Source organism: Photobacterium sagamiensis (assembly GCF_050337085.1).
Classification (GTDB): domain Bacteria; phylum Pseudomonadota; class Gammaproteobacteria; order Enterobacterales; family Vibrionaceae; genus Photobacterium; species Photobacterium sagamiensis.
The window spans coordinates 143457-162591 of sequence record NZ_JAKJSP010000015.1 but is presented as its reverse complement, the minus strand read 5'-3'; the positions used below and the strand labels follow the sequence as shown (position 1 = coordinate 162591).

19 protein-coding genes are annotated in these 19135 nt (G+C 44.1%); 8 read left to right on the top strand and 11 right to left on the bottom strand.

From position 1 onward, the window contains the following. Positions 1-25 precede the first annotated feature (25 nt). A complete protein-coding gene (locus L4D76_RS06465) occupies positions 26-1081 on the bottom strand; it encodes a CNNM domain-containing protein (RefSeq protein ID WP_428440097.1) in 1056 nt (351 codons plus the stop codon). Between the two features lie 226 nt (positions 1082-1307). On the opposite strand from L4D76_RS06465, the gene hupA reads away from it, so the two are divergent. Continuing rightward, positions 1308-1580, top strand: coding sequence for a nucleoid-associated protein HU-alpha (gene hupA / locus L4D76_RS06460; protein WP_107284603.1), 273 nt, complete (start codon positions 1308-1310; stop codon positions 1578-1580). Between the two features lie 43 nt (positions 1581-1623). Beyond that, entirely contained in the window at positions 1624-2322 is a 699-nt protein-coding gene (locus L4D76_RS06455) for a DUF1481 domain-containing protein (protein ID WP_428440096.1), read from the top strand. A 112-nt stretch (positions 2323-2434) separates the two neighbouring features. Here L4D76_RS06455 and purD read toward each other — a convergent pair whose 3' ends face one another. Both purD and purH read right to left on the bottom strand, forming a co-directional pair. Next, a complete protein-coding gene (gene purD, locus L4D76_RS06450; protein WP_428440095.1) occupies positions 2435-3724 on the bottom strand; it encodes a phosphoribosylamine--glycine ligase in 1290 nt (429 codons plus the stop codon). Between the two features lie 109 nt (positions 3725-3833). Beyond that, entirely contained in the window at positions 3834-5444 is a 1611-nt protein-coding gene (purH, locus tag L4D76_RS06445; RefSeq protein WP_428440094.1) for a bifunctional phosphoribosylaminoimidazolecarboxamide formyltransferase/IMP cyclohydrolase, read from the bottom strand. Positions 5445-5678: 234 nt separating this feature from the next. Here purH and zntR point away from each other — a divergent pair, with 234 nt between their 5' ends. Further along, positions 5679-6086, top strand: coding sequence for a Zn(2+)-responsive transcriptional regulator (zntR, locus tag L4D76_RS06440; protein ID WP_428440093.1), 408 nt, complete (start codon positions 5679-5681; stop codon positions 6084-6086). 32 nt (positions 6087-6118) lie between these two features. Here the strand turns inward: zntR and L4D76_RS06435 are convergent, their stop codons facing one another. Beyond that, positions 6119-6328 carry a hypothetical protein gene (locus L4D76_RS06435; protein ID WP_428440092.1) on the bottom strand — a complete coding sequence of 70 codons (210 nt, stop codon included), beginning with the start codon at positions 6326-6328 and terminating at the stop codon, positions 6119-6121. A gap of 223 nt (positions 6329-6551) precedes the next feature. Here L4D76_RS06435 and ppnP point away from each other — a divergent pair, with 223 nt between their 5' ends. Continuing rightward, complete coding sequence (gene ppnP / locus L4D76_RS06430) at positions 6552-6833, top strand: pyrimidine/purine nucleoside phosphorylase (RefSeq protein ID WP_428440091.1); 282 nt, start codon at positions 6552-6554, stop codon at positions 6831-6833. A gap of 139 nt (positions 6834-6972) precedes the next feature. Here the strand turns inward: ppnP and L4D76_RS06425 are convergent, their stop codons facing one another. From L4D76_RS06425 to L4D76_RS06415, 3 genes are read right to left on the bottom strand one after another with little or no spacing between them, the layout of a single operon-like run. Next, a complete protein-coding gene (locus L4D76_RS06425; RefSeq protein ID WP_428440090.1) occupies positions 6973-8355 on the bottom strand; it encodes an MATE family efflux transporter in 1383 nt (460 codons plus the stop codon). A gap of 33 nt (positions 8356-8388) precedes the next feature. Next, positions 8389-9045, bottom strand: a complete 657-nt coding sequence (locus L4D76_RS06420; protein WP_428440089.1) for an acyltransferase — start codon at positions 9043-9045, stop codon at positions 8389-8391. Positions 9046-9055: 10 nt separating this feature from the next. After that, complete coding sequence (locus L4D76_RS06415) at positions 9056-9940, bottom strand: glycosyltransferase (RefSeq protein ID WP_428440088.1); 885 nt, start codon at positions 9938-9940, stop codon at positions 9056-9058. A 1190-nt stretch (positions 9941-11130) separates the two neighbouring features. On the opposite strand from L4D76_RS06415, the gene L4D76_RS06410 reads away from it, so the two are divergent. The 4 genes from L4D76_RS06410 to L4D76_RS06395 all read left to right on the top strand — a co-directional run bounded on the left by L4D76_RS06410 (position 11131) and on the right by L4D76_RS06395 (position 15121). After that, positions 11131-12315, top strand: a complete 1185-nt coding sequence (locus tag L4D76_RS06410) for a tyrosine-type recombinase/integrase (protein WP_428440087.1) — start codon at positions 11131-11133, stop codon at positions 12313-12315. Positions 12316-12330: 15 nt separating this feature from the next. Next, on the top strand, positions 12331-12939 hold the full coding sequence (locus L4D76_RS06405) for a hypothetical protein (protein WP_428440086.1): 609 nt from the start codon (positions 12331-12333) through the stop codon (positions 12937-12939). 96 nt (positions 12940-13035) lie between these two features. Beyond that, positions 13036-13248 carry a helix-turn-helix transcriptional regulator gene (locus tag L4D76_RS06400; protein ID WP_428440085.1) on the top strand — a complete coding sequence of 71 codons (213 nt, stop codon included), beginning with the start codon at positions 13036-13038 and terminating at the stop codon, positions 13246-13248. 121 nt (positions 13249-13369) lie between these two features. After that, positions 13370-15121: a DUF5906 domain-containing protein gene (locus tag L4D76_RS06395; RefSeq protein WP_428440084.1), complete on the top strand. Its 1752-nt coding sequence runs from the start codon at positions 13370-13372 to the stop codon at positions 15119-15121. A gap of 519 nt (positions 15122-15640) precedes the next feature. Here the strand turns inward: L4D76_RS06395 and L4D76_RS06390 are convergent. From L4D76_RS06390 to L4D76_RS06375, 4 genes are all read right to left on the bottom strand, one after another. Next, positions 15641-16039, bottom strand: a complete 399-nt coding sequence (locus tag L4D76_RS06390; RefSeq protein WP_428440083.1) for a hypothetical protein — start codon at positions 16037-16039, stop codon at positions 15641-15643. Between the two features lie 88 nt (positions 16040-16127). Continuing rightward, positions 16128-16253: a hypothetical protein gene (locus tag L4D76_RS06385; RefSeq protein WP_428440082.1), complete on the bottom strand. Its 126-nt coding sequence runs from the start codon at positions 16251-16253 to the stop codon at positions 16128-16130. A 101-nt stretch (positions 16254-16354) separates the two neighbouring features. Continuing rightward, entirely contained in the window at positions 16355-17647 is a 1293-nt protein-coding gene (locus tag L4D76_RS06380; protein WP_428440081.1) for a hypothetical protein, read from the bottom strand. 105 nt (positions 17648-17752) lie between these two features. After that, positions 17753-18802, bottom strand: coding sequence for an aspartate/glutamate racemase family protein (locus tag L4D76_RS06375; RefSeq protein ID WP_428440080.1), 1050 nt, complete (start codon positions 18800-18802; stop codon positions 17753-17755). Positions 18803-19135: the final 333 nt, after the last annotated feature.

Sequence of the window (19135 nt, the reverse complement as noted above, 5' to 3'; positions counted from 1 at the left end):
TTTGTGATGGTGTTGTTCATCACGATCACTCGTCGTCTTTGCTTTCAATCACGCCGTGTAGTTTTTTCCATTTTTCCCAGCGTTGATAAGCCAGCTGCTGCATGTCGGTGTTTTTATCGGCTTCATCGACAATCTCTTCGCCAACCAAACTTTCAAAAATATCTTCCAGAGTGATCAGCCCCTGAACGGTGCCGTATTCATCAACAATTAATACCAGTTGCGAGCGTTCTTTCATTATTCGCTCAAAGGCTTGCGGGACACTGGCGGTATTCAGTACGACCGGGATCGGGCGCATCAGGGTACCTAACTCGTTATTAGCGTGGCCAGCCTGACTGGCGGCAAACAGTTCTAAGCGGTGGACAAAACCCAGAATATTATCTTTTTGCTTGCTATACACCAGTGGACGCGAGAACGGACTATCTCTGTGCTCGGTCAAAAAAGTATTGATCGACTGTTCTGCTTCTACGCGAAATAGCACCGGGCGCGGTGTCATGATCTTCGTGACACTGACATCCCGGAACTGCAGCAGGTTGGTCAGAATTTTTGATTCACCTTCGGCCAATTCCCCGGACTCTATTGCCAGCATCGCCATGGCGGACAGTTCATCACGCAGTTTAGGCGGCTCATGGCCATGGGCCAGACGACGGGTGATTTGTTCAGATGCCCAGACAAACGGGGTTAGCGCCCAAACCATCCATTTCAGTACCGTCGCAGATCCCGGAGCCAGTTGGCGCCAGTATGTTGCCCCAAGTGTTTTTGGGATGATTTCAGAAAACAGCAAGATACCAATGGTCAGTAAAGCAGAGAACAGACCCAGCCACTGGCTACCAAAAACGACCGCAGCCTGAGCACCGGCAGTCGCAGCACCAATGGTATGAGCAATGGTATTTAAGGTCAGAATAGACGCCAGCGGACGGTCAATATTATCTTTTAGTGCCGCAAGGCGAGGTGCTGCCGGGTGGTTTTGCTGACGTAAAGTACCAATATAACTTGGTGAAATACTGAGCAATACCGCTTCTAATACAGAACAAATAAACGAAACACCAATCGCAATCGAGATGTAAATCGTAAGGAGGATCATGCAAACCTGTCAGTTATTAATGGAATTACGGCCATATTAAGCGGTGCCAAGGGAAATAAATACAGCTATTTCACCTGAGGTATAAGTAACATTTTGTGAACTTGCGCTCAGTTTATGGTTAAAGAGCCCGCACCTAAGCACATGATCGCTGACAAACCTTTGCCACACGGGCTTCTTTTGAATTAGAGTTGTGGCGTCTCAAGAAAAACCTTAGAAGGGAAAACAAATGAACAAGACCCAACTGATTGACCTGATCGCTGACAAAGCAGATCTTTCTAAAGCTCAAGCTAAAGCAGCGCTGGAATCAACTCTCGAGGGTATTACCGAAGCGCTGAAAGAAGGTGACCAGATTCAACTGATTGGCTTTGGTACATTTAAAGTGAACCACCGTGCTGCACGCACTGGCCGTAATCCTCAAACTGGTCAGGAAATTCAAATCGCAGCAGCAAACGTTCCTGCATTTGTTTCCGGTAAAGCACTGAAAGATGCATTGAAGTAATCTATAATCCGCCAGGTAACTTTATCTGGCGGTATTTTTCTTTATGAAGCGGCTCATTGCTCTCCTTTCCTTATCTCTTCTTGCTGGATGTGCAGCCAGCTCAGTTCCTGATAATCCTATCGTTCCACTCCAGACTATGACTGGTGGTCAAACCGCCGGAGATGCGACTTCGCTCTACTGGTATTCCCATCGGAAAAATCGATCTATTCAATTATCTGAAGTGGTGATGGCTGGCGACTATGGTGACTATCAATCGGATTATCGTTGGCAGGAAGGCAAATTACGTGAAATTGAACGTCAGGGAACTCTGTTACAAGAGGATGGCCTGAAGTCGTTTTCGCTCCGTGTGCGTTATGACACAAAAGGCAGCGCGGTATTCCAGCGCAATACGGTGGCGGGTGCCGTGTTACCGTTATCGGATTCTCAGCTTTATCAACTCACCAGGCAAGCACAGGTTGCGGTTGAGACAGTGAAAAAACAGCATCAGCAAGGTCAGTCACTGATCCAGGGCCACTGGACAGACAATCGTTTTCTGCGCTGTGGTGATGAGAAAGAGCTCAACGTGACTTTCCAGCCCAAACAAGCTGATTCTGTTACCCGGCAGCTAAGACAGCAGGCCCAGACCGGATACATGGCTGTGACAGGTAAGGTGCGCAAAAAAGAGCTGGTGGCACAGCAGTTACTGCTCCTGAAAGATGAGACTCAGTCCTGCATTACCCCTCCGGTATTGCGGCATAAGTAATACCTGCCCTCATAAGAGCCGGAATAAAGTACTGACATAAAAAAACGCGATGACGAACGTTATACAGAGCCGTCAGCGCGTTTTTTGTATCAGGGGGCTAAACTGTCAGCGATTAAGCCTCTTGTTCACGCGCAATGGCACGATAGCCGATGTCATCACGATAGAATATACCATTCCATGAAATTTTCTTCGCCAGTTCGTAAGCGCGCTGCTGAGCCTCAGAAACGCTATCTCCCATGGCTGTTGCACACAATACACGACCACCGTTGGTCACGATATCGCCATCGTTGTTTGCTGTCCCTGCCTGGAAGACTTTCTCACCAGCTACTTCTTGCTGAGGCAGGCCAGAAATGACATCGCCTTTCGCATACTCTGCCGGGTAGCCGCCTGCAGCCAGTACCACACCAACTGAAGCACGTGGATCCCACTTAGACTCAGCTTGATCCAGTTTGCCATCAATGGCGGCCAAGCAAAGCTCAACCAGATCAGATTGCATACGCAGCATAATAGGCTGGGTTTCAGGATCACCAAATCGGCAGTTATACTCAATGACTTTAGGTGTGCCATCGGCCATTACCATTAGGCCCGCATATAAGAAGCCGGTATAAGGTGCGCCTTCTGCTTCCATACCACGTACGGTGGGGTAGATAACCTCTTCCATCACACGATCATGGATTTCCTGAGTCACGACAGGGGCCGGAGAGTAAGCGCCCATGCCTCCTGTATTCGGCCCCGTATCACCGTTACCGACACGTTTGTGATCCTGGCTGGTGGCCATTGGCAGTACATTCTTACCATCAACCATGACGATGAAGCTGGCTTCTTCTCCATCAAGGAATTCTTCGATCACCACACGATGGCCGGCTTCACCAAACGCATTGCCCGCCAGCATATCACGCACGGCGTTTTCAGCTTCTTCCAGCGTCATCGCAACGATGACGCCTTTTCCTGCCGCCAGACCATCGGCCTTAACCACGATCGGTGCGCCTTTTTCGCGCAGATAAGCCAGAGCAGGCTCGATCTCCGTGAAGTTTTGGTATTCAGCGGTTGGGATCTGATGACGAGCCAGGAAGTCTTTAGTGAAGGCTTTAGAGCCTTCCAGCTGTGCAGCCGCTTGTGTTGGCCCAAAGATGGGTAAGCCTGCAGCGCGGAACGCATCAACAACACCAATAACCAAGGGTGCTTCAGGACCGACAATGGTCAGGTCGATATGCTTCTCTTGCGCAAAGGCAACCAATGCACTGATGTCTTCAACACCGATAGGCACGTTTTCGACTTTTGGCTCAAGCGCACTGCCTGCGTTACCAGGTGCAACGAAAATAGTCTCTACATCTGTCGATTGTGCCGCTTTCCATGCCAATGCGTGTTCGCGACCGCCGTTACCAATAATAAGAACTTTCATGTCTTACATCCTTTTAGCCCACGTTAAAAACGTGGGCAAATAGTATCGAGTTACTAGAATCGAGTTTCTGATAATTAGAAACTCGATCCTCTTTCCTTGTCTCTATTGCTTAGTGACGGAAGTGACGCATACCGGTAAACAGCATTGCCATTCCGTGTTCGTCTGCTGCCTGAATCACTTCGTCATCACGCATTGAACCACCAGGCTGGATCACACAGGTGATCCCGGCTTCTGCGGCTGCATCGATGCCGTCGCGGAACGGGAAGAAGGCATCCGATGCCATCACGCTGCCTGCCACTTCCAGGTTTTCATCCGCGGCTTTAATGCCAGCGATTTTAGCCGAGTAAACGCGGCTCATCTGACCTGCGCCGACGCCGATAGTCATATTGCCTTTGGCGTAAACAATCGCGTTCGACTTCACGTATTTCGCCACTTTCCAGCAGAACAGGGCATCGCGTAGTTCGTCAGGGTTTGGTTCGCGCTTAGACACGACTTTCAGATCATCTTCACCAACCATACCTTGGTCACGGTCTTGGACCAGCAAGCCACCGTTAACTCGCTTAACATCGAAGCCGGTCGTCTTGGTTGTCCACTTGCCACACTCAAGCAGGCGCAGGTTTTTCTTGGTTGCGATAATTTCAATCGCTGCCGCTGAAATGCTCGGTGCAATAATGACTTCCACAAATTGACGGTCAACAATCGCTTGCGCGGTTGCGGCATCCAGTTCCTGGTTGAAGGCGATGATGCCGCCAAAGGCTGACGTTGGATCAGTCTTGTGAGCACGGTCGTAGGCTTCCAGGATGTTGCCACCCAGCGCAACACCACAAGGGTTTGCATGCTTTACGATGACACAGGCTGGCTGATCGAACTCTTTGACACACTCAAGTGCTGCGTCGGTATCTGCGATGTTGTTGTAAGACAGGGCTTTGCCCTGAATTTGACGTGCGGTTGAAACCGACGCTTCCTGTGGATTTTTTTCTACATAGAAAGCCGCGTCTTGGTGACTGTTCTCACCGTAGCGCATGTCTTGCTTCTTCTCGAACTGCTGGTTGAAAGTGCGAGGGAATTTTGACTCTTCATCACCCTCTTGCCCTTGTTTATGAAGAGCTGGGTCACCATAAGAAGGGACCATGGTACCGAAATAGTTGGCGATCATTCCGTCGTAGGCGGCAGTATGCTCGAAAGCAGCGATAGCCAGATCAAAGCGAGTGGCATGGGTCAGTGAACCCTGGTTAGCCGTCATTTCTGCTAATACACGATCATAGTCGTGAGCATTAACAATGATCGTCACATCTTTGTGGTTCTTTGCTGCAGAACGCACCATAGTCGGACCGCCGATGTCGATGTTCTCAACCGCGTCTTCCAGCGTGCAGCCTTCTCTAGCTACCGTTTCGGCGAATGGATAGAGGTTTACCACGACCATGTCGATTGGCGCGATACCGTGTTCGGCCATGATGGCATCGTCTTGGCCACGACGACCAAGAATACCACCGTGTACTTTAGGGTGAAGTGTTTTTACGCGGCCATCCATCATTTCAGGGAAGCCGGTATACTCAGAAACTTCTGTTACCTTGATATCTTGCTCTGCAAGTAGACGAGCAGTTCCGCCGGTAGATAGAATTTCTACGCCATGATTGGCTAGGGCTTGAGCGAATTCAACAATACCGGTTTTGTCTGATACGCTAATTAGCGCACGGCGAATAGGACGAGCGTTTTCCATTGCTATCATCTCTTTAAATACACGGTGAATAGGATATTTCCCAAAACCAAGCAAAGTATTTGGTTTTGGGAAATATTCTCGGTTAAAATCGTGTAAAACCGAGCCTTAATGGCGTTTGATTCAGCATCGACAGCACGTATTTTACATTAATTCAAAAGTGACGCAAACGTTTGCTCTTGGCTGTTTCTCCCATTTCGTGCAGTAAAATTATCTTCAAGCAAAGGAGTCAGCAATATGTATCTGATTGGACAGCTTGCAAAACAGTGTGAGGTCAGTAGCGATACGCTGAGATTTTACGAAAAAAATGGTTTGCTGGAGCCTGCAGCACGCAGTGAAAGCGGCTATCGGCTTTATAGCGAAGAAAACCTGTCACGGGTGAACTTTATCCTCAGGGCCAAAACAATTGGGCTGAGTTTGGATGAAATTCGTGAGCTGTTGGATATTCGCCTTGAAGCCAGTCAGCACAGCTGTGCGGAAGTAAAAGCCATTACCCAGGCAAAGCTTGATGAAGTGGATATTAAAATGGCTGAATTAGCACGAATCCGTCTCGCGTTAAAAAAAATTAATGATGCCTGTTGCGGCCATGCCGATGACAATGCCAGCCATTGCTCTATTCTTGAAGCGCTGGACGACAAAGATTAAAGATCGCCGTGAAGTAAGCAGATAAGACCGAGTTACCCTTCATTCGATGAAGTGGCCTCTTTCACATTTTCAATCACATCTTTGGTGGTATCGCGGAAGAAGTGGCCTGTTTCACGTGTTACATCACGGGTGGCGTGGCCGATTTCTGTAAAGCCGTCTTTAATCCCCTGTTTTTCCTGGGCAGAGCATCCCACCAATAAAACGCAGCCTAAGACGCTGATCCACTGTGCATATTTCTTCATTCTTAGCCCTCTCCGGTAACACCGTTCAAATAATCAGAAGTATCATTGTAGCGAATATTTGGCCATTATTTTAGCCGTTGAAGTGATGTTGTTATTTGTTCATAGTATTGTCTTGGTGAAAGACGACTAAGTTCTTGCTGAACCCGGCATATTGAAGTGGTTTGGGTATATGAACTGTGGTAGCTTCAAATTTACGCTAAAACAATAATTGATAGGGAATATCATGCTGAAAATAAATGAATATTTTGATGGCCAAGTGAAATCCATTGGTTTTGAAACCCATGGTGAACATACCAGTGTTGGTGTTATGGCTCCCGGTGATTATACCTTTGGTACTGCAGCCCCAGAACGGATGACGGTAGTGAAAGGATCACTGACGGTGAAATTACCGGGTCATGTTGACTGGATCACCTTTAACGCGGGTGATGATTTTGAAGTACCCGGCGATGCCTCATTTGAAGTCAAAGTAACAGAAACCACGGCTTACCTGTGTGACTACCTCTAATTTTTTGAGTTGTTTATGCTAAACAATCCGCCGAAACCGGAGGCGGATTGTTTGTATTGCAAGCCGGACAACATCGTCTTCTGCACTGCTTTCCGATTAGGCGAAAGGGACTTCTCTGGACGAAAGCATCGAGAGTGTCTTAACTCATACATTTAGACAGGTTTGTTATCCATTTTCCAGATCGTAATCGCGCGATGCAAATCAGTATTTTCAGACTTTCTTCTATGATGATTAAGCTGTAGAGGAAGACGGCATCAAGTTGTAAGGTATAAGCGAGAAAAGCGGTGCAGGGTAATAGGAAAACCCACTGAGCAAATATGTCGGTGTATAAACAAAAACGCGCATCGCCTCCAGCACGTAAAATACCGACGATAAACATCATCGACAGACTTTTAATGACGATAGATAGCGCCATGATGTTGTAAAGTTGCTCTGTTAACGATCTCGCACTAGACGTACCGACATAAAACCAATCTATGACGGTTGTCTGAGTTGCCCATAAAATCAGGGCGGTTATTACGCCAAAAACAATGCTCACCTGTAGCATTCTGCGGCTATCGGTCTTGACGAGATCAAACCTGTCAGCCCCCACATGGTTACCAATGATGATTGATGCTGCATTTGATAATCCAATCAGCAACGCCATTGATAGCGCTTCGATTGGGGTTAAGACGGCAAGTGCGATCAATAAATTGGCATCGGTCTTTCCCAGTAAAGCGTGAAAAGCAAATAATCCTAACGCCCATACAATGCTGTTGATGGCAGCGGTCATCGACAGCTGGGCGACGGTCTTAATATCTTGTGCTGTAATCGATCTCAACAGATTTAAGGGCAGAAAGGCCAATCGATGACGCTGATACAGCAGGAAAGCAAAGAGACATAGTGTTTCAATAATGGCGCTGATCAGGGTACCAATAGCCGCGCCTTGTATTCCCATCGCTGGCATTCCCCAGTGACCAAAGATGAGAAGCCAGTTAAGGACAATATTGAGCCCAACACCAATCGTACTGATCACTGTGGCGACCATAGGCTGGTGCATCACGCGCAGGCCTGTGGCAAGGGTGGATGTATAGGCAAAGAAGAATAAGCTATAGGCAGTAATTTCAAGGTAATCGCTGCCTCTTGTTATTATCTCATTTGATTGTGTACCCATTGCCATTATCTCTCGAGAGAAATAAGACAGAGGGATGAAAAATAACAATGCAGCAAGAAAGCTAAGCAGTAATATAATTATGATGGATTTCTTAAACTTATAATCGTCAGTCTTTATTGATCCCCAGCATTGAGCGGCTACCTGACCGCCGCCAATACTGAGGCCAATAATAAAAAAGATAATGATTAATTGTGCTTTAGATGCAAAACCAATCGCTGCAATATCAAATGCACTGAGTTTACCTAACATTAAAGTATCGATAATACTCTTGCTCGAAAAGATGGCGGTTTGTAATGAAATGGGAATTGCCAGCTTCAACAAAGCATATAACGGTGAGTTAATGACTTTGTGACTAATGGTTATTGTCATGATGATGATAACATTCTAATTTAGGACAAGGGCTTATAGCTGTTTTACAATTCTTGCCGGGTTGCCGATTGCAATACAGTTATCTGGAATACTTTCATAAACCACACTGTTTGCCCCTATGACGCTATTTTCACCAATTGTTATGCCTTTTAATATTGTTGCCCCCATACCAATCCAGACGTTATCTTTAATCGTGACCTTTGCCGATGTCGTGCGAGCAGCCTCATCATGGTTACCTCGGTCTCGAATGGGGTGTCCACTGCTATCCATAATCGTAACCTGAGGGCCAAACAAGACATTGTTTCCAATCTCAACGGCGTTATAGCAAACAATCGCAGTGCCTTGCAGCATGACATTATCACCAATGGTAATTCTGCCAGCCGATTGCTGGTTGATTTTAACAACGGTTAATCTGACGGAGCGATTTTCAAAACCTAAGTTATCTTCAGAATATAATGTGCTTCCTGAGCCAATAGAGATACATTCTCTGAAGTCATCGCTGTTTATTTCTTGGTGTTGTACATCATGGTGATAATCATCAGAATCTCGAACAAGCGTGAAGGCGATATGAGGCGTACCAATTAATGAATTGTTTTCACTTAATATAACATGTTCATGGTATTTTTCATGAATTAGCGCTGATGCTTTATCTTGATTGATAGGGTAAATATTTTCATATACACATGGCATGGTTTTTTCTCTACGCGTAGCTTACATTCTGCTTGTTTTTGTGAATCTGAATGATTTTATTCAACGGTAAAGACTTGCCTTCATGAACAATGTTATAAAAGCTTGTTTGCCAGATGTTGTATTTATTATGAATGGTTTCGGCGGCACTATTTGACGAATTTTCATGATCGGCAACCTCTTTAGGGTGAGGCCAATGGAATGAGCAAATAGATTTGTTCATGACGAACATATTATTATTTAAAAATAGTCGAACACCTAAATCAACATCTTCTCCGCCCCAACTCTGAAAAGTTTCATCAAATAAACCTACTTTCAGAAGTTCACTTCTTTCTGCAGAGACATGACAAGTCCAAAATAAGTCAAACGGGGCTGGCCAATTAGCGATGTTTTCACCTAAGTCATCATATTGCTGTTGGCGAATATCAAACGCATTTTGTTGATGGAGCTGGTAGAGGATACTATCGACATCATTGGCATCGATAACAGTATTCATTTTCTCAATGCCTTTCGCATCGAGGTCGAAACCATAGACATAGCCAATGATTGCGACAGGGTGTAAGGCATTACGGTGTACTTGTAGGTGTTCTTCTAGGGCAGTCGTTGAAAGCAATACGCCGGTGTCGACATAGACAACATATTTTCCTTCCGCAATCGCGGTACCGATGTTGCGGGCTTTTCCTGCTCTAAAACCGTTATCCTCTTGCCAGAAATACTTTACGTCAAGGTCGGGTTTAAAACGACTGACGATTTCTTCGCTGTTATCACTGCCTCCATCATCGATAACAATAACTTCAAATATGCTTTTATCCAGAGTTTGTGCCTGTAGAGCGGTAAGCGTGTGTGACAGTAGGTCGGAACGATTATAGGTTGGAATGACAACACTAATTTCAATCATGTTTGCTAGCCTTAAAAATTTATAAATTTCATTGGTTTGCATTTATCATATGAAATTGGATTTATTATTCAAGCTTGTATTTAACTATATTTAAGCGAACTCAAATATAGTTGATGCTAAATAGTTTATTTAAATCAATGGCTTGTTTGTTTTTTTGTGTGATTTGTAAAATCTAGCTGCTGAGAGTGATATCTGGTTTTTATGTAATTATCATATGTGTCAGTTAGCGTTTATTGGTGTCACCTATCAAAAGGTGGTAATAAATTTGACCTGTTAATGTCTATTAATATCCATCTCTGAATTAATGCCACTTTGTCTAGTTTTCATGTTTTAGATGATTCGACTGTTTTTATTGATGTTTCACTGAAATTATCTATTTATCGAATATCTCACCTTGATAACAAATATGATTTAGAAATCTGAACTCTGGCACAGTTATTCTTTGGATATAGGTATTTATCATATGAAGTAGCGCAGGAAAGCGCAGGAATTCGATATCAACAGATTTATATTTGGTCGGGTGTTCATGGGGAAGGATGGGATTGATCTCGCACAATGAGAAGGCAAATTTGTCATTTCACTATAAATCACCATATGCATGATGATTAACAAGAGATCTTATTTTGAACATAACAGATGTTTCTTAATGAGAATTGTTGTTGCAATATGTTTCACGTAACTCTTGATGCGAAAAATTCATAATGAAAGTGTCATCATGGGAAAAAATCATGAAGTTGATGATGGCAAGAAGGCTGGGAAGTCCGTCTATTCAAAGCAAGACTTGATTTGTGAAATGGGATAGAAGGGGAATAGCAAGCATAAAAAAGCCCCAGAATAGCCCAGGGCTTAATAATTCGATGAACTCGCGGTTTAGTTCATGCCGTATGCCAGTTAATTCCATTATTTCATTTCTGTTGTTATCTATATTACCTAATCTAATCTATTGTTTTCTAATTACATTTCATGCTGTTTTGTTATCTTCTATCCATCTTTATCCTAGTTTATATTGCTCAAAGTGTGGGTTCATTTGTGGGTTCAACTGAACTTAAGTAGAAGAGTTTTTCCAAACTCATTTTCATTTAGGACAGTTAGGACACTTAGGTCAACCACTAATTAAACAATAACTTACAGTGTCCTAACTTAAAAAATCAGTTAGGACAGGTTAGGACAGAAGCAATAGAGGTATAAGAATGCCGATAACTGACTCAAAACTAAAATCTTTAAATGGCAAGAAACATGATAGCACCCCGGTTAAATACGCTGATCGTGATGGTTTGTATGTGTTTCACCGTAAAACGGGCAAGGTCAATTTTGTATTTCGTTACCGTTATGATGGTAAGCAGCAAGATATGACCATTGGGCGTTATCCCAGTATGGGGTTAGCAAAAGCCCGTGCAGAGACATTGAAGTGTCGTTCTGCCTTAGAAGACGGTTTTAACCCTAAAACCCAACAACAAGCCAAGCTAACTGAACTGAAAAAAAACGTGACCGTAAAAGAAGCGTTGGAGTATTGGCTGGTGAATTACGCAGAAAAGAACCGCTCTAACTATCTTAGGCATCGAGCGCAATTTGAAAGGCATGTTTATCCCCATATTGGTGATCGATTGGTCGAGCAATGCGATACCGCAGCATGGGTAAAGGTGCTGGATGATATCACCAAAGGAACCTATCACCGCCCAGCACCTAAAGCTGCTGGCTACATCTTGCAAAACTGTAAACAAGCATTGAGATTTTGCCGTGTTCGTACGTTTGCAAAATCAAACGCCTTAGATGATCTCACCGTGACTGATATTGGTGAGCGTCAAGGGAAAAAAGATCGAGTTCTGTCATGGTCTGAGCTAATGGATGTATGGCAATGGTGTATTGGTATTAAGTCACAGTGGTATTATCAGAACTTAACTTGTCTACTTATTGTGTTTGGTTGCAGAACTCACGAACTACGCCTTTCACAAATATCAGAATGGGATCTGCAAGAAGGTTTGTGGACGGTCCCCAAAGAACACAGCAAAACGAATGAAAAAATCGTTCGTCCAATACCCGAAGTATTAAAGCCCTACATTCAGAGCTTGTTAGACCAAACTGATAATAATTATCTGTTGGGAGAGCTAAAACGACCTGAAACTGTGAGTGTATTCGGTTCAGCTCGATCCAAAAAACTTGAGCATAAAGAGCATTGGACATTCCATGATCTGAGAAGAACGTTTGCAACCATGCTGAATGATATGGAAGTTGAGCCTTATGTGGTGGAACAACTATTAGGACATGCTCTAGGTGGAGTGATGGCAATCTATAACCGCTCACAGCACTTAGGTAAAAAACAAGCCGCTTTGAATTTGTGGGTGAACAAATCATTGAGTCATCAAAGCAGACATTAACAGGAAGTATTAACAATGATAAAGAAGTTTAGCGCAGCAACAACAGTGACGATGGACAATGATGGAAATCAGCGGTTAGTACCAGTTGCTTCTGAGTATATTAATGATAAATATGAGCGGAGAAAAACGAGTATTGATGATGCCGCCAATTATATGGTTGAACTAGCCGAAACCATTGAACTAGCAGCTCCAATGCTATTAAGGGAGAATCTTTCTGGGGCTTTTTATAAGTATGCTTCAGATATTCGAAACGGCGTAGATGCCAAAACAGCCGCCAAGTACTTCACCAATGAGCTTGGAATAACAACTAATAATGCAAGACCAAGTACAGTAACTGATAGTGATATTATTAATTACATAATATCGAAGGCATCCACATTTGAGCCAAGCGAGTACCTCAAATGCCCTGAAATTAATAAATCTTATAAAGAAATCGGGGATGCACTTGGTGTATCTGATACTCGTGTTTTTCAAGTTTTGAAAGGACACCGTAGCATATATACCCAAGCATCAGAAGCTGCTTCAGTCTTTAATGATGATGAACATGATGAGTTACTTATGGAAGGTAATTTTGAGAGTAAAGATACTTATGAAGCGTATATCCAAGAAAACATAAAACCCTAAGCGATTGAATTTTAATCATTTACAAAGGTAGGGGTTCTTTGTAAATGTCCGAGAGTGTTTAATCAAATCTCATTGAACAACATAGGACATTAAATCATGACTTTGGAACAACAACTACAACAAGCACGACAACTAAAAGCTGAAAAATTACTGAGTATCATGGATGTATGCATGTTGGTCGGACGGGATAGACGCACACTTTGGTGCTGGGTGAGGGATGGCAAGTTTCCGCAACCGCTCAGAACGGGCAATAAAACCCTAGGCTGGCGCGTTTCAACTTATGAGGGATGGTTACAAAGCTTAGAGTAAAACTAATGCAAAACCCTAAAAAGCAAAAAGCCTGCACTTAGGCAGGCTCCTTTTAATCAGTAGCGGTGTGAAAGTTTGGTCACCCGATCACCGCTAGCTAACGACAAAAGTATAATATGTTATGCAAAATTTCGCATCAACTTTAAATGATGCCGATTTGACGGTCGGCTATTACCTGTATCATACGGGTAATGAAAGTAATAAAAACCTTCCTTTAGCAGCTACAACAGCGATTAAAACAGCCCAACATGCGGGCTTAAAATCACTGTTTGACAAAGCGTTTCAAAATGAACAGGGTATCTTCGAATGGGCGAGGAATAAACCCACAGAGCGTGAACAAGCCTTGGTTGATCAGGTTGGGCGAGATGGTTTTAACCAAATTATTCAATCGCCACACCTTGTTGATTCGTTTGTCCCAAATAAAAAAGAGACAAGCGGAGTAACATCAGCAAGTAGTGACAATGAATTCTTCGCTTATGATTCGTTATTGAGTTTGTGCAAATTGGCTGAACCAGACACACTGGAAGCCGTTACCCCAACGGTTATAGAGCGGTTTAATACCACTCACTCAGTGGTGATTCATGGTTCAAAAACCTTAATTGCAGAACAGATTACTGATCACAAAGGCAATGCCTGTTATACCTTTTCAGCCGTCCCGCAGAAAAGGGAACTCTACTCTAATTTAAACTTGCCATATTCCATTGTGAGTGGAGACAAAACCATTTTCAAAAAAGTGAATGCATTTAATCTATGGATGCGAGATTTAAACCGAAAAACCTATCAAGGCGTGGTTTTTGATCCTAGCGGTCGAACAGTCGGACACTTTCTTAATATGTGGGATGGTTTTGCGGTTACTGCGGTAAAAGGTGTCGATAAGTTAGTTAGCATTATGTGGCATCTCCAACACATCATCTGTGATGGTAACACTGAGCACTTTGAATATTTACTGGCTTGGATGGCGGATATTGTACAAAAGCCAGAGCAAAAAAGCGGTGTGTGCTTAGTGCTGAAATCAGAAGCCCGTGGAACAGGTAAAAGTACGGTATCTGTAATTATGGAAAGATTATTAGGGCAACATGCCATTCGGGTTCAAGACAGTAAACATATCTTCGGTGCGTTCAATAGTCACTTGGCTAACAAGTTGTTTGTGACCATAGAAGAAGCCTTTTGGGGCGGTTCAAACAAAGATGCGGGTAAGTTACGAACCTTGATCACTGAAAGCACCATGACCATTGAAGCTAAGGGTAAAGATGCCATCGAGATAGCCAGTTTTCACCGTTATATGATGTGTACCAATAACTGCTGGGCTGTACCACAATCAGCCGATGAACGCCGTTTCTTCATTCTAGAAGTCTCAGAACAAAAGAAGCAAGATCCAGCTTACTTTGAAGCACTCTACACCGATATAAATTCGAGTGAGGTTATAGGGCAGTTTTTCAACTTTCTGCAAAACTACGATTTAAGCCGCTTTAACCTGCATAAAGCCCCAAAAACAGCGGCTACTGACCAACAAATTATTGAATCATTACCACCTGAAGCAAAATGGCTGCAAGCACTTTTAGATGAAGGAAGCCTTGAAGATAGCGACTTCTTCTCTGAAGCTGTAGCCGACAAAAAAGCGTCTAAAGCCGCATTCTATAACAGTTACATTCGGTATTGTGACATGCTGAATGTGCAAGGTTATAGTCGCTTAAGCCCTATCGCGTTTGGCTCTTACCTCAAAAAAGTAGCAGGCATTACCAACGGGGGAAAAATTCAATCAGGAAACCGCAGGGTAAACGCCTACTCAATTCCCGATTTAGTCGTTATGAAGGAGCAATTTTGCCAGCATTGTAATGTGCCAGTTAACGTTATATTTGAATCAAACCTATAGGCTTTCGGTTAGCCAAACGTGTAGGGCGTTTGGCTTTAATCTTGCGATTTAAGGTTGTCTTGTGTGTTAGAAAAGCCGTTAAACCTCAGTCTTAGTGCTGCACTTTTATAGAAAGCTTTCCCCAGTTCCTAGCAAAATCAGTGGCACTGCTTCAACGAGTGATGATGAATAGCCATGCGGTATGAGGTCGATAGCTTTGCCTCACTTTTGCCCCAAAACGCGTTAGAGCTAAAACTCATTCAAAGCCTGTTTATGCTGGTTTTCAATACCTGAACTTATGCCAAATCAGATGCTATTAACGCTCATTCTCCCAATATAACCGCGCTTCAACTAATAGATAGCGAAGCCGCATAACCATTCAGTCTGAAGTCTCTTTCATGTGCTGCTACGGCCCTAATCAGAGTTAGGGCTATTCCTCATTCAAGTTGTCTTTTAACCGATAGATTATCCATTGAAGAAAATGATATTTGATGTCCAAAGTTACTGGATCAGTTCAATAGCAACCCAATCCCAATCACTCTACAACCCGCAATGAGTTAGGTATTTAATTCTAAAATACCCCCACAAAAACCCTAAAAGGCCATACGTGATTCCCCAAAAAACGGTATTGACTACTGCTATTAAAAATTTTTGATCGTCGGTTATAGGGGATTCAGCAGAAATTAACTGGAGGATAATGGCTACTCTAACACCTGCTAAATCATGGATAAAATTTAAATAAAACCCTATTTGACCAAACACTTCAGAAGCTGGCCAAGCATAATACAAGGCATATAAGCCCGCAGAAACATAGGAGATGACCAAGCCAAACGAAACACCTGTGATTGTACCTCTTACTAATTGCGACTTATTACGAGTCGCAAACCACGCAGTAAACGGTACGAGCCATAGAAAGTTTAAATATAGATCTAACCCCATTTTCACCCCCCAATGGAGTGGAAATATCAATCACGTTAAATATGTCCACTGAAAGGCCTGCGAACACAGCCGGAGTAAATCCACTTAGTCAGAGTTTTGTAGTCCCATACCGGTAAGCGCCTTGCGTTTTGAACAGCAGCGGCATACGGCGAATAAACATATCTGCGATGCGTACACCCAGATCTCCGGCTCCAATCATCATAATGTTATTCATGTTACTCTCCTTAACTGTCGTTTTTTTGAACGCAGCCCTTGGATTTTTGCTCTAATTCCAGTGGAAAAGGCAGCCCGCTAAAGCGAGCTACTCAATAAGTCTTATTTAACAGGCAGAGTTAGTACTGGATTAGCGCCAGGTACAGTGCCGGCAGTTACTGCGAAGAAGGCATTAAGCAGTGCGAACGACTTTCGACTTTCGAGGTCATTGTCCGGAATGTAAAACCAGTGGTCCCGATATTTAACACGTAAAGCTGCGTTTAATGGCTCATCATTTGAACTCTTTATATCGAACACCAATTCTCCCGGAGCTGGGGACTTTTTCTCTCCTGAATAAACAATACCTCCACTAACATCTTCTTCAGGTATATTTACTCCGGTAGATGCAATCTGCATGATTTCCATCATTGAGCGCCCTCTAATGCCAATTTCCAACCAACTTGACTTTGAGTCCAGAGCAGCTGGTGACGCACCAACATATGCTCTCCCTTTTTCTATTGAGGTGAATTCAAAATCCAGCATCGGGAAGGAATTTCGCTGAGAATCGAGCTGAAGGAGTTGCTTCAAGCGCTTAGCATCAGGAGAGTAAATTGCCTCTGGAGGGAATCGTAAAGCCATACGACGAGTGAAGGTATGCATTTCCCATTGACCTTTCGCATTCTCTATAAGATCAGCGCCCGAAGCGCTCTGCGCGTATACTTGGGATGCAAGCAAACCAATCTGGGACATAGCATCAAACTTTATTGGACCGACCGGGCTCGACCAGATAGAGAAAGCACTGCTGGGGGCAAACTCGGCTAGTTCTTCAGTACTGAGCTTCTCAATCAAATCCAATGCTTCAAGAAAACCCGAATAGGTCCGCGGGGGTTTTGGATACAATGAATGATCTATTGAGAGGTTTTCCAATCCATTGATTCTACGTACGGCTGTTTGCATTACATCCCTGCTGTCGAAGCCGGCGTCTATCAACTGTGTTATTTGGTTTGTGCTCAGAGGTGCCATTAGCAGGCCATAGTATCCTCGTGACTCCGGTAGTGAGAACGTGATCGTTGGCGTTTCGGAAAATCCTGCTCCTGCAGAAACACCGTAAGCATCCGCTGCACTCTCATTTATGGTAGCTGAGGCCCCCGCATTGGCACTCATATTAAAACTGGTAGAAACACTGGCGACCTGCAAAAAGATGGGAGATTCGAGGTAGCGCATTCGAACCAGGTTAGCCAACATCTGCCCATCCGACGTCTTACGGATAGCATCGTTATAATCAGTAAAACTCGACTCGTATAACTTAGGCCCAACGGCGCACCCTTGTAGTGTTGCAATAGACACTAGACCGCAGGCCAAAACCGTCAACTTAATCCAACGCTTCCCCATTAAATTGTTAAATTTCGTTTTCATTATAATTTCCCACCGATTCTCAATTTATTATGAACCGTTATAGGGATGGCCCTTATGGGCCTCCCTACGAGGATTCGTTTAATTGCTCGATGCAGAGCAACCAACCTAACCAATCCATCCTGTATAGGGTTTGCGCATAGCTCCTCCGTGCATGAAATTGGTCATGGTTACGAAATCCCATACATTGCGACGAGTGGCATCTTGAATGGCATGAGCGTAGGGGGGGAACTCCGTACATTCGAGCACTATCGCGCCAATATCGGGGTGCTTTTTGACCATATCTACCGCCAGCTTAACCAGTTCCTGTTCCAATTTTTTGGGGTTAAAACTACCCGTCTCTTCGGTAATTCTCTTCATCTGTTTTCCGTTTTCGTTTCCAACAATCACCACTCGGCTCATGTCCTTCTCCGACACGCCAGAGTTTTTGAGAGCAGGAGAAGGGATCAACAACTCTGCATTTGCAGTTAGAACACCTACTTTCTTGTTTGCACCAACACTGTTCAGCAACATAGGCACCTGCATTAGTGAGCCGTTGAAGAACTGCACGCCAGGGTCAAGTGACTTGGATACTTCAGGTTGATAATTGGCAAAGAAACCACAATTACCGATGATAGTCGTGACACCTTGTACAGTAAGTCGTTTACATGCAGCTATAAGTTTTTTCATAACCACAGGATGAGGGTCAGCAGCCAGAACCCAGAACGGGTCAATTTCTTCAATCAATTCATACAGGACGGGAAAGTCGAAGGTGGTTGGATTGCCCATATCACCAGGCAGCATGGGAATATTCGCTGGCAGTTGTAGAATGCCCACGGTAGGACCGTATACATAGCGCCCTTTGTAACCGGTCACGTCTTCGTCACCGTAGCCAAGTTTCTCGTTGTATAGGTCGCCTTTCTTGGTTTTCCAACGGATAGATGTATCTGGAGACTCAGGCTCTGGCGGAGATACCGCGGCATTCGCTGAAGAGGCTGCGCCCATCAAACCGATGGATCCTGCAGCTAGGGCTGCGGTACCGGCAGACGACGCGATAAAACTACGACGCGAGAGTCCTCCCTTAGTTTCGCCGTTATCTGCAGATTCCTCGATATCACTGTTTATTTTATCTGTCATTTTGATTTCCTTTAAAGTAGTGATAGGGCTATACCAAGCCACAGGTATTACACCCCTCCGAGCGCACTGACTGAATATCGTGAAGCCCTGTCTGCCTTAGCTGAACCATCTGCTGCTGACTGAGCCGGCAAAGCAGGAGAAATCAGAATGCATGTCGTTAAGCAAGTCAGCAAACCATCATTTTTTAGTTTAGAGTTGTATGACATTTTATACGTCCAAGATATGAGATTGCGGGCATATGTAATCTCATACCATCATTCATCTGCCGACTACCGATATTCAACTAACAGCACTAAAGTCGAAAAATTTATGAAAAAGATCGTTTATTAGCCATCAAACAAGCTGAGTTGAGGCGGTGCTCTATTTTCAGGTAAA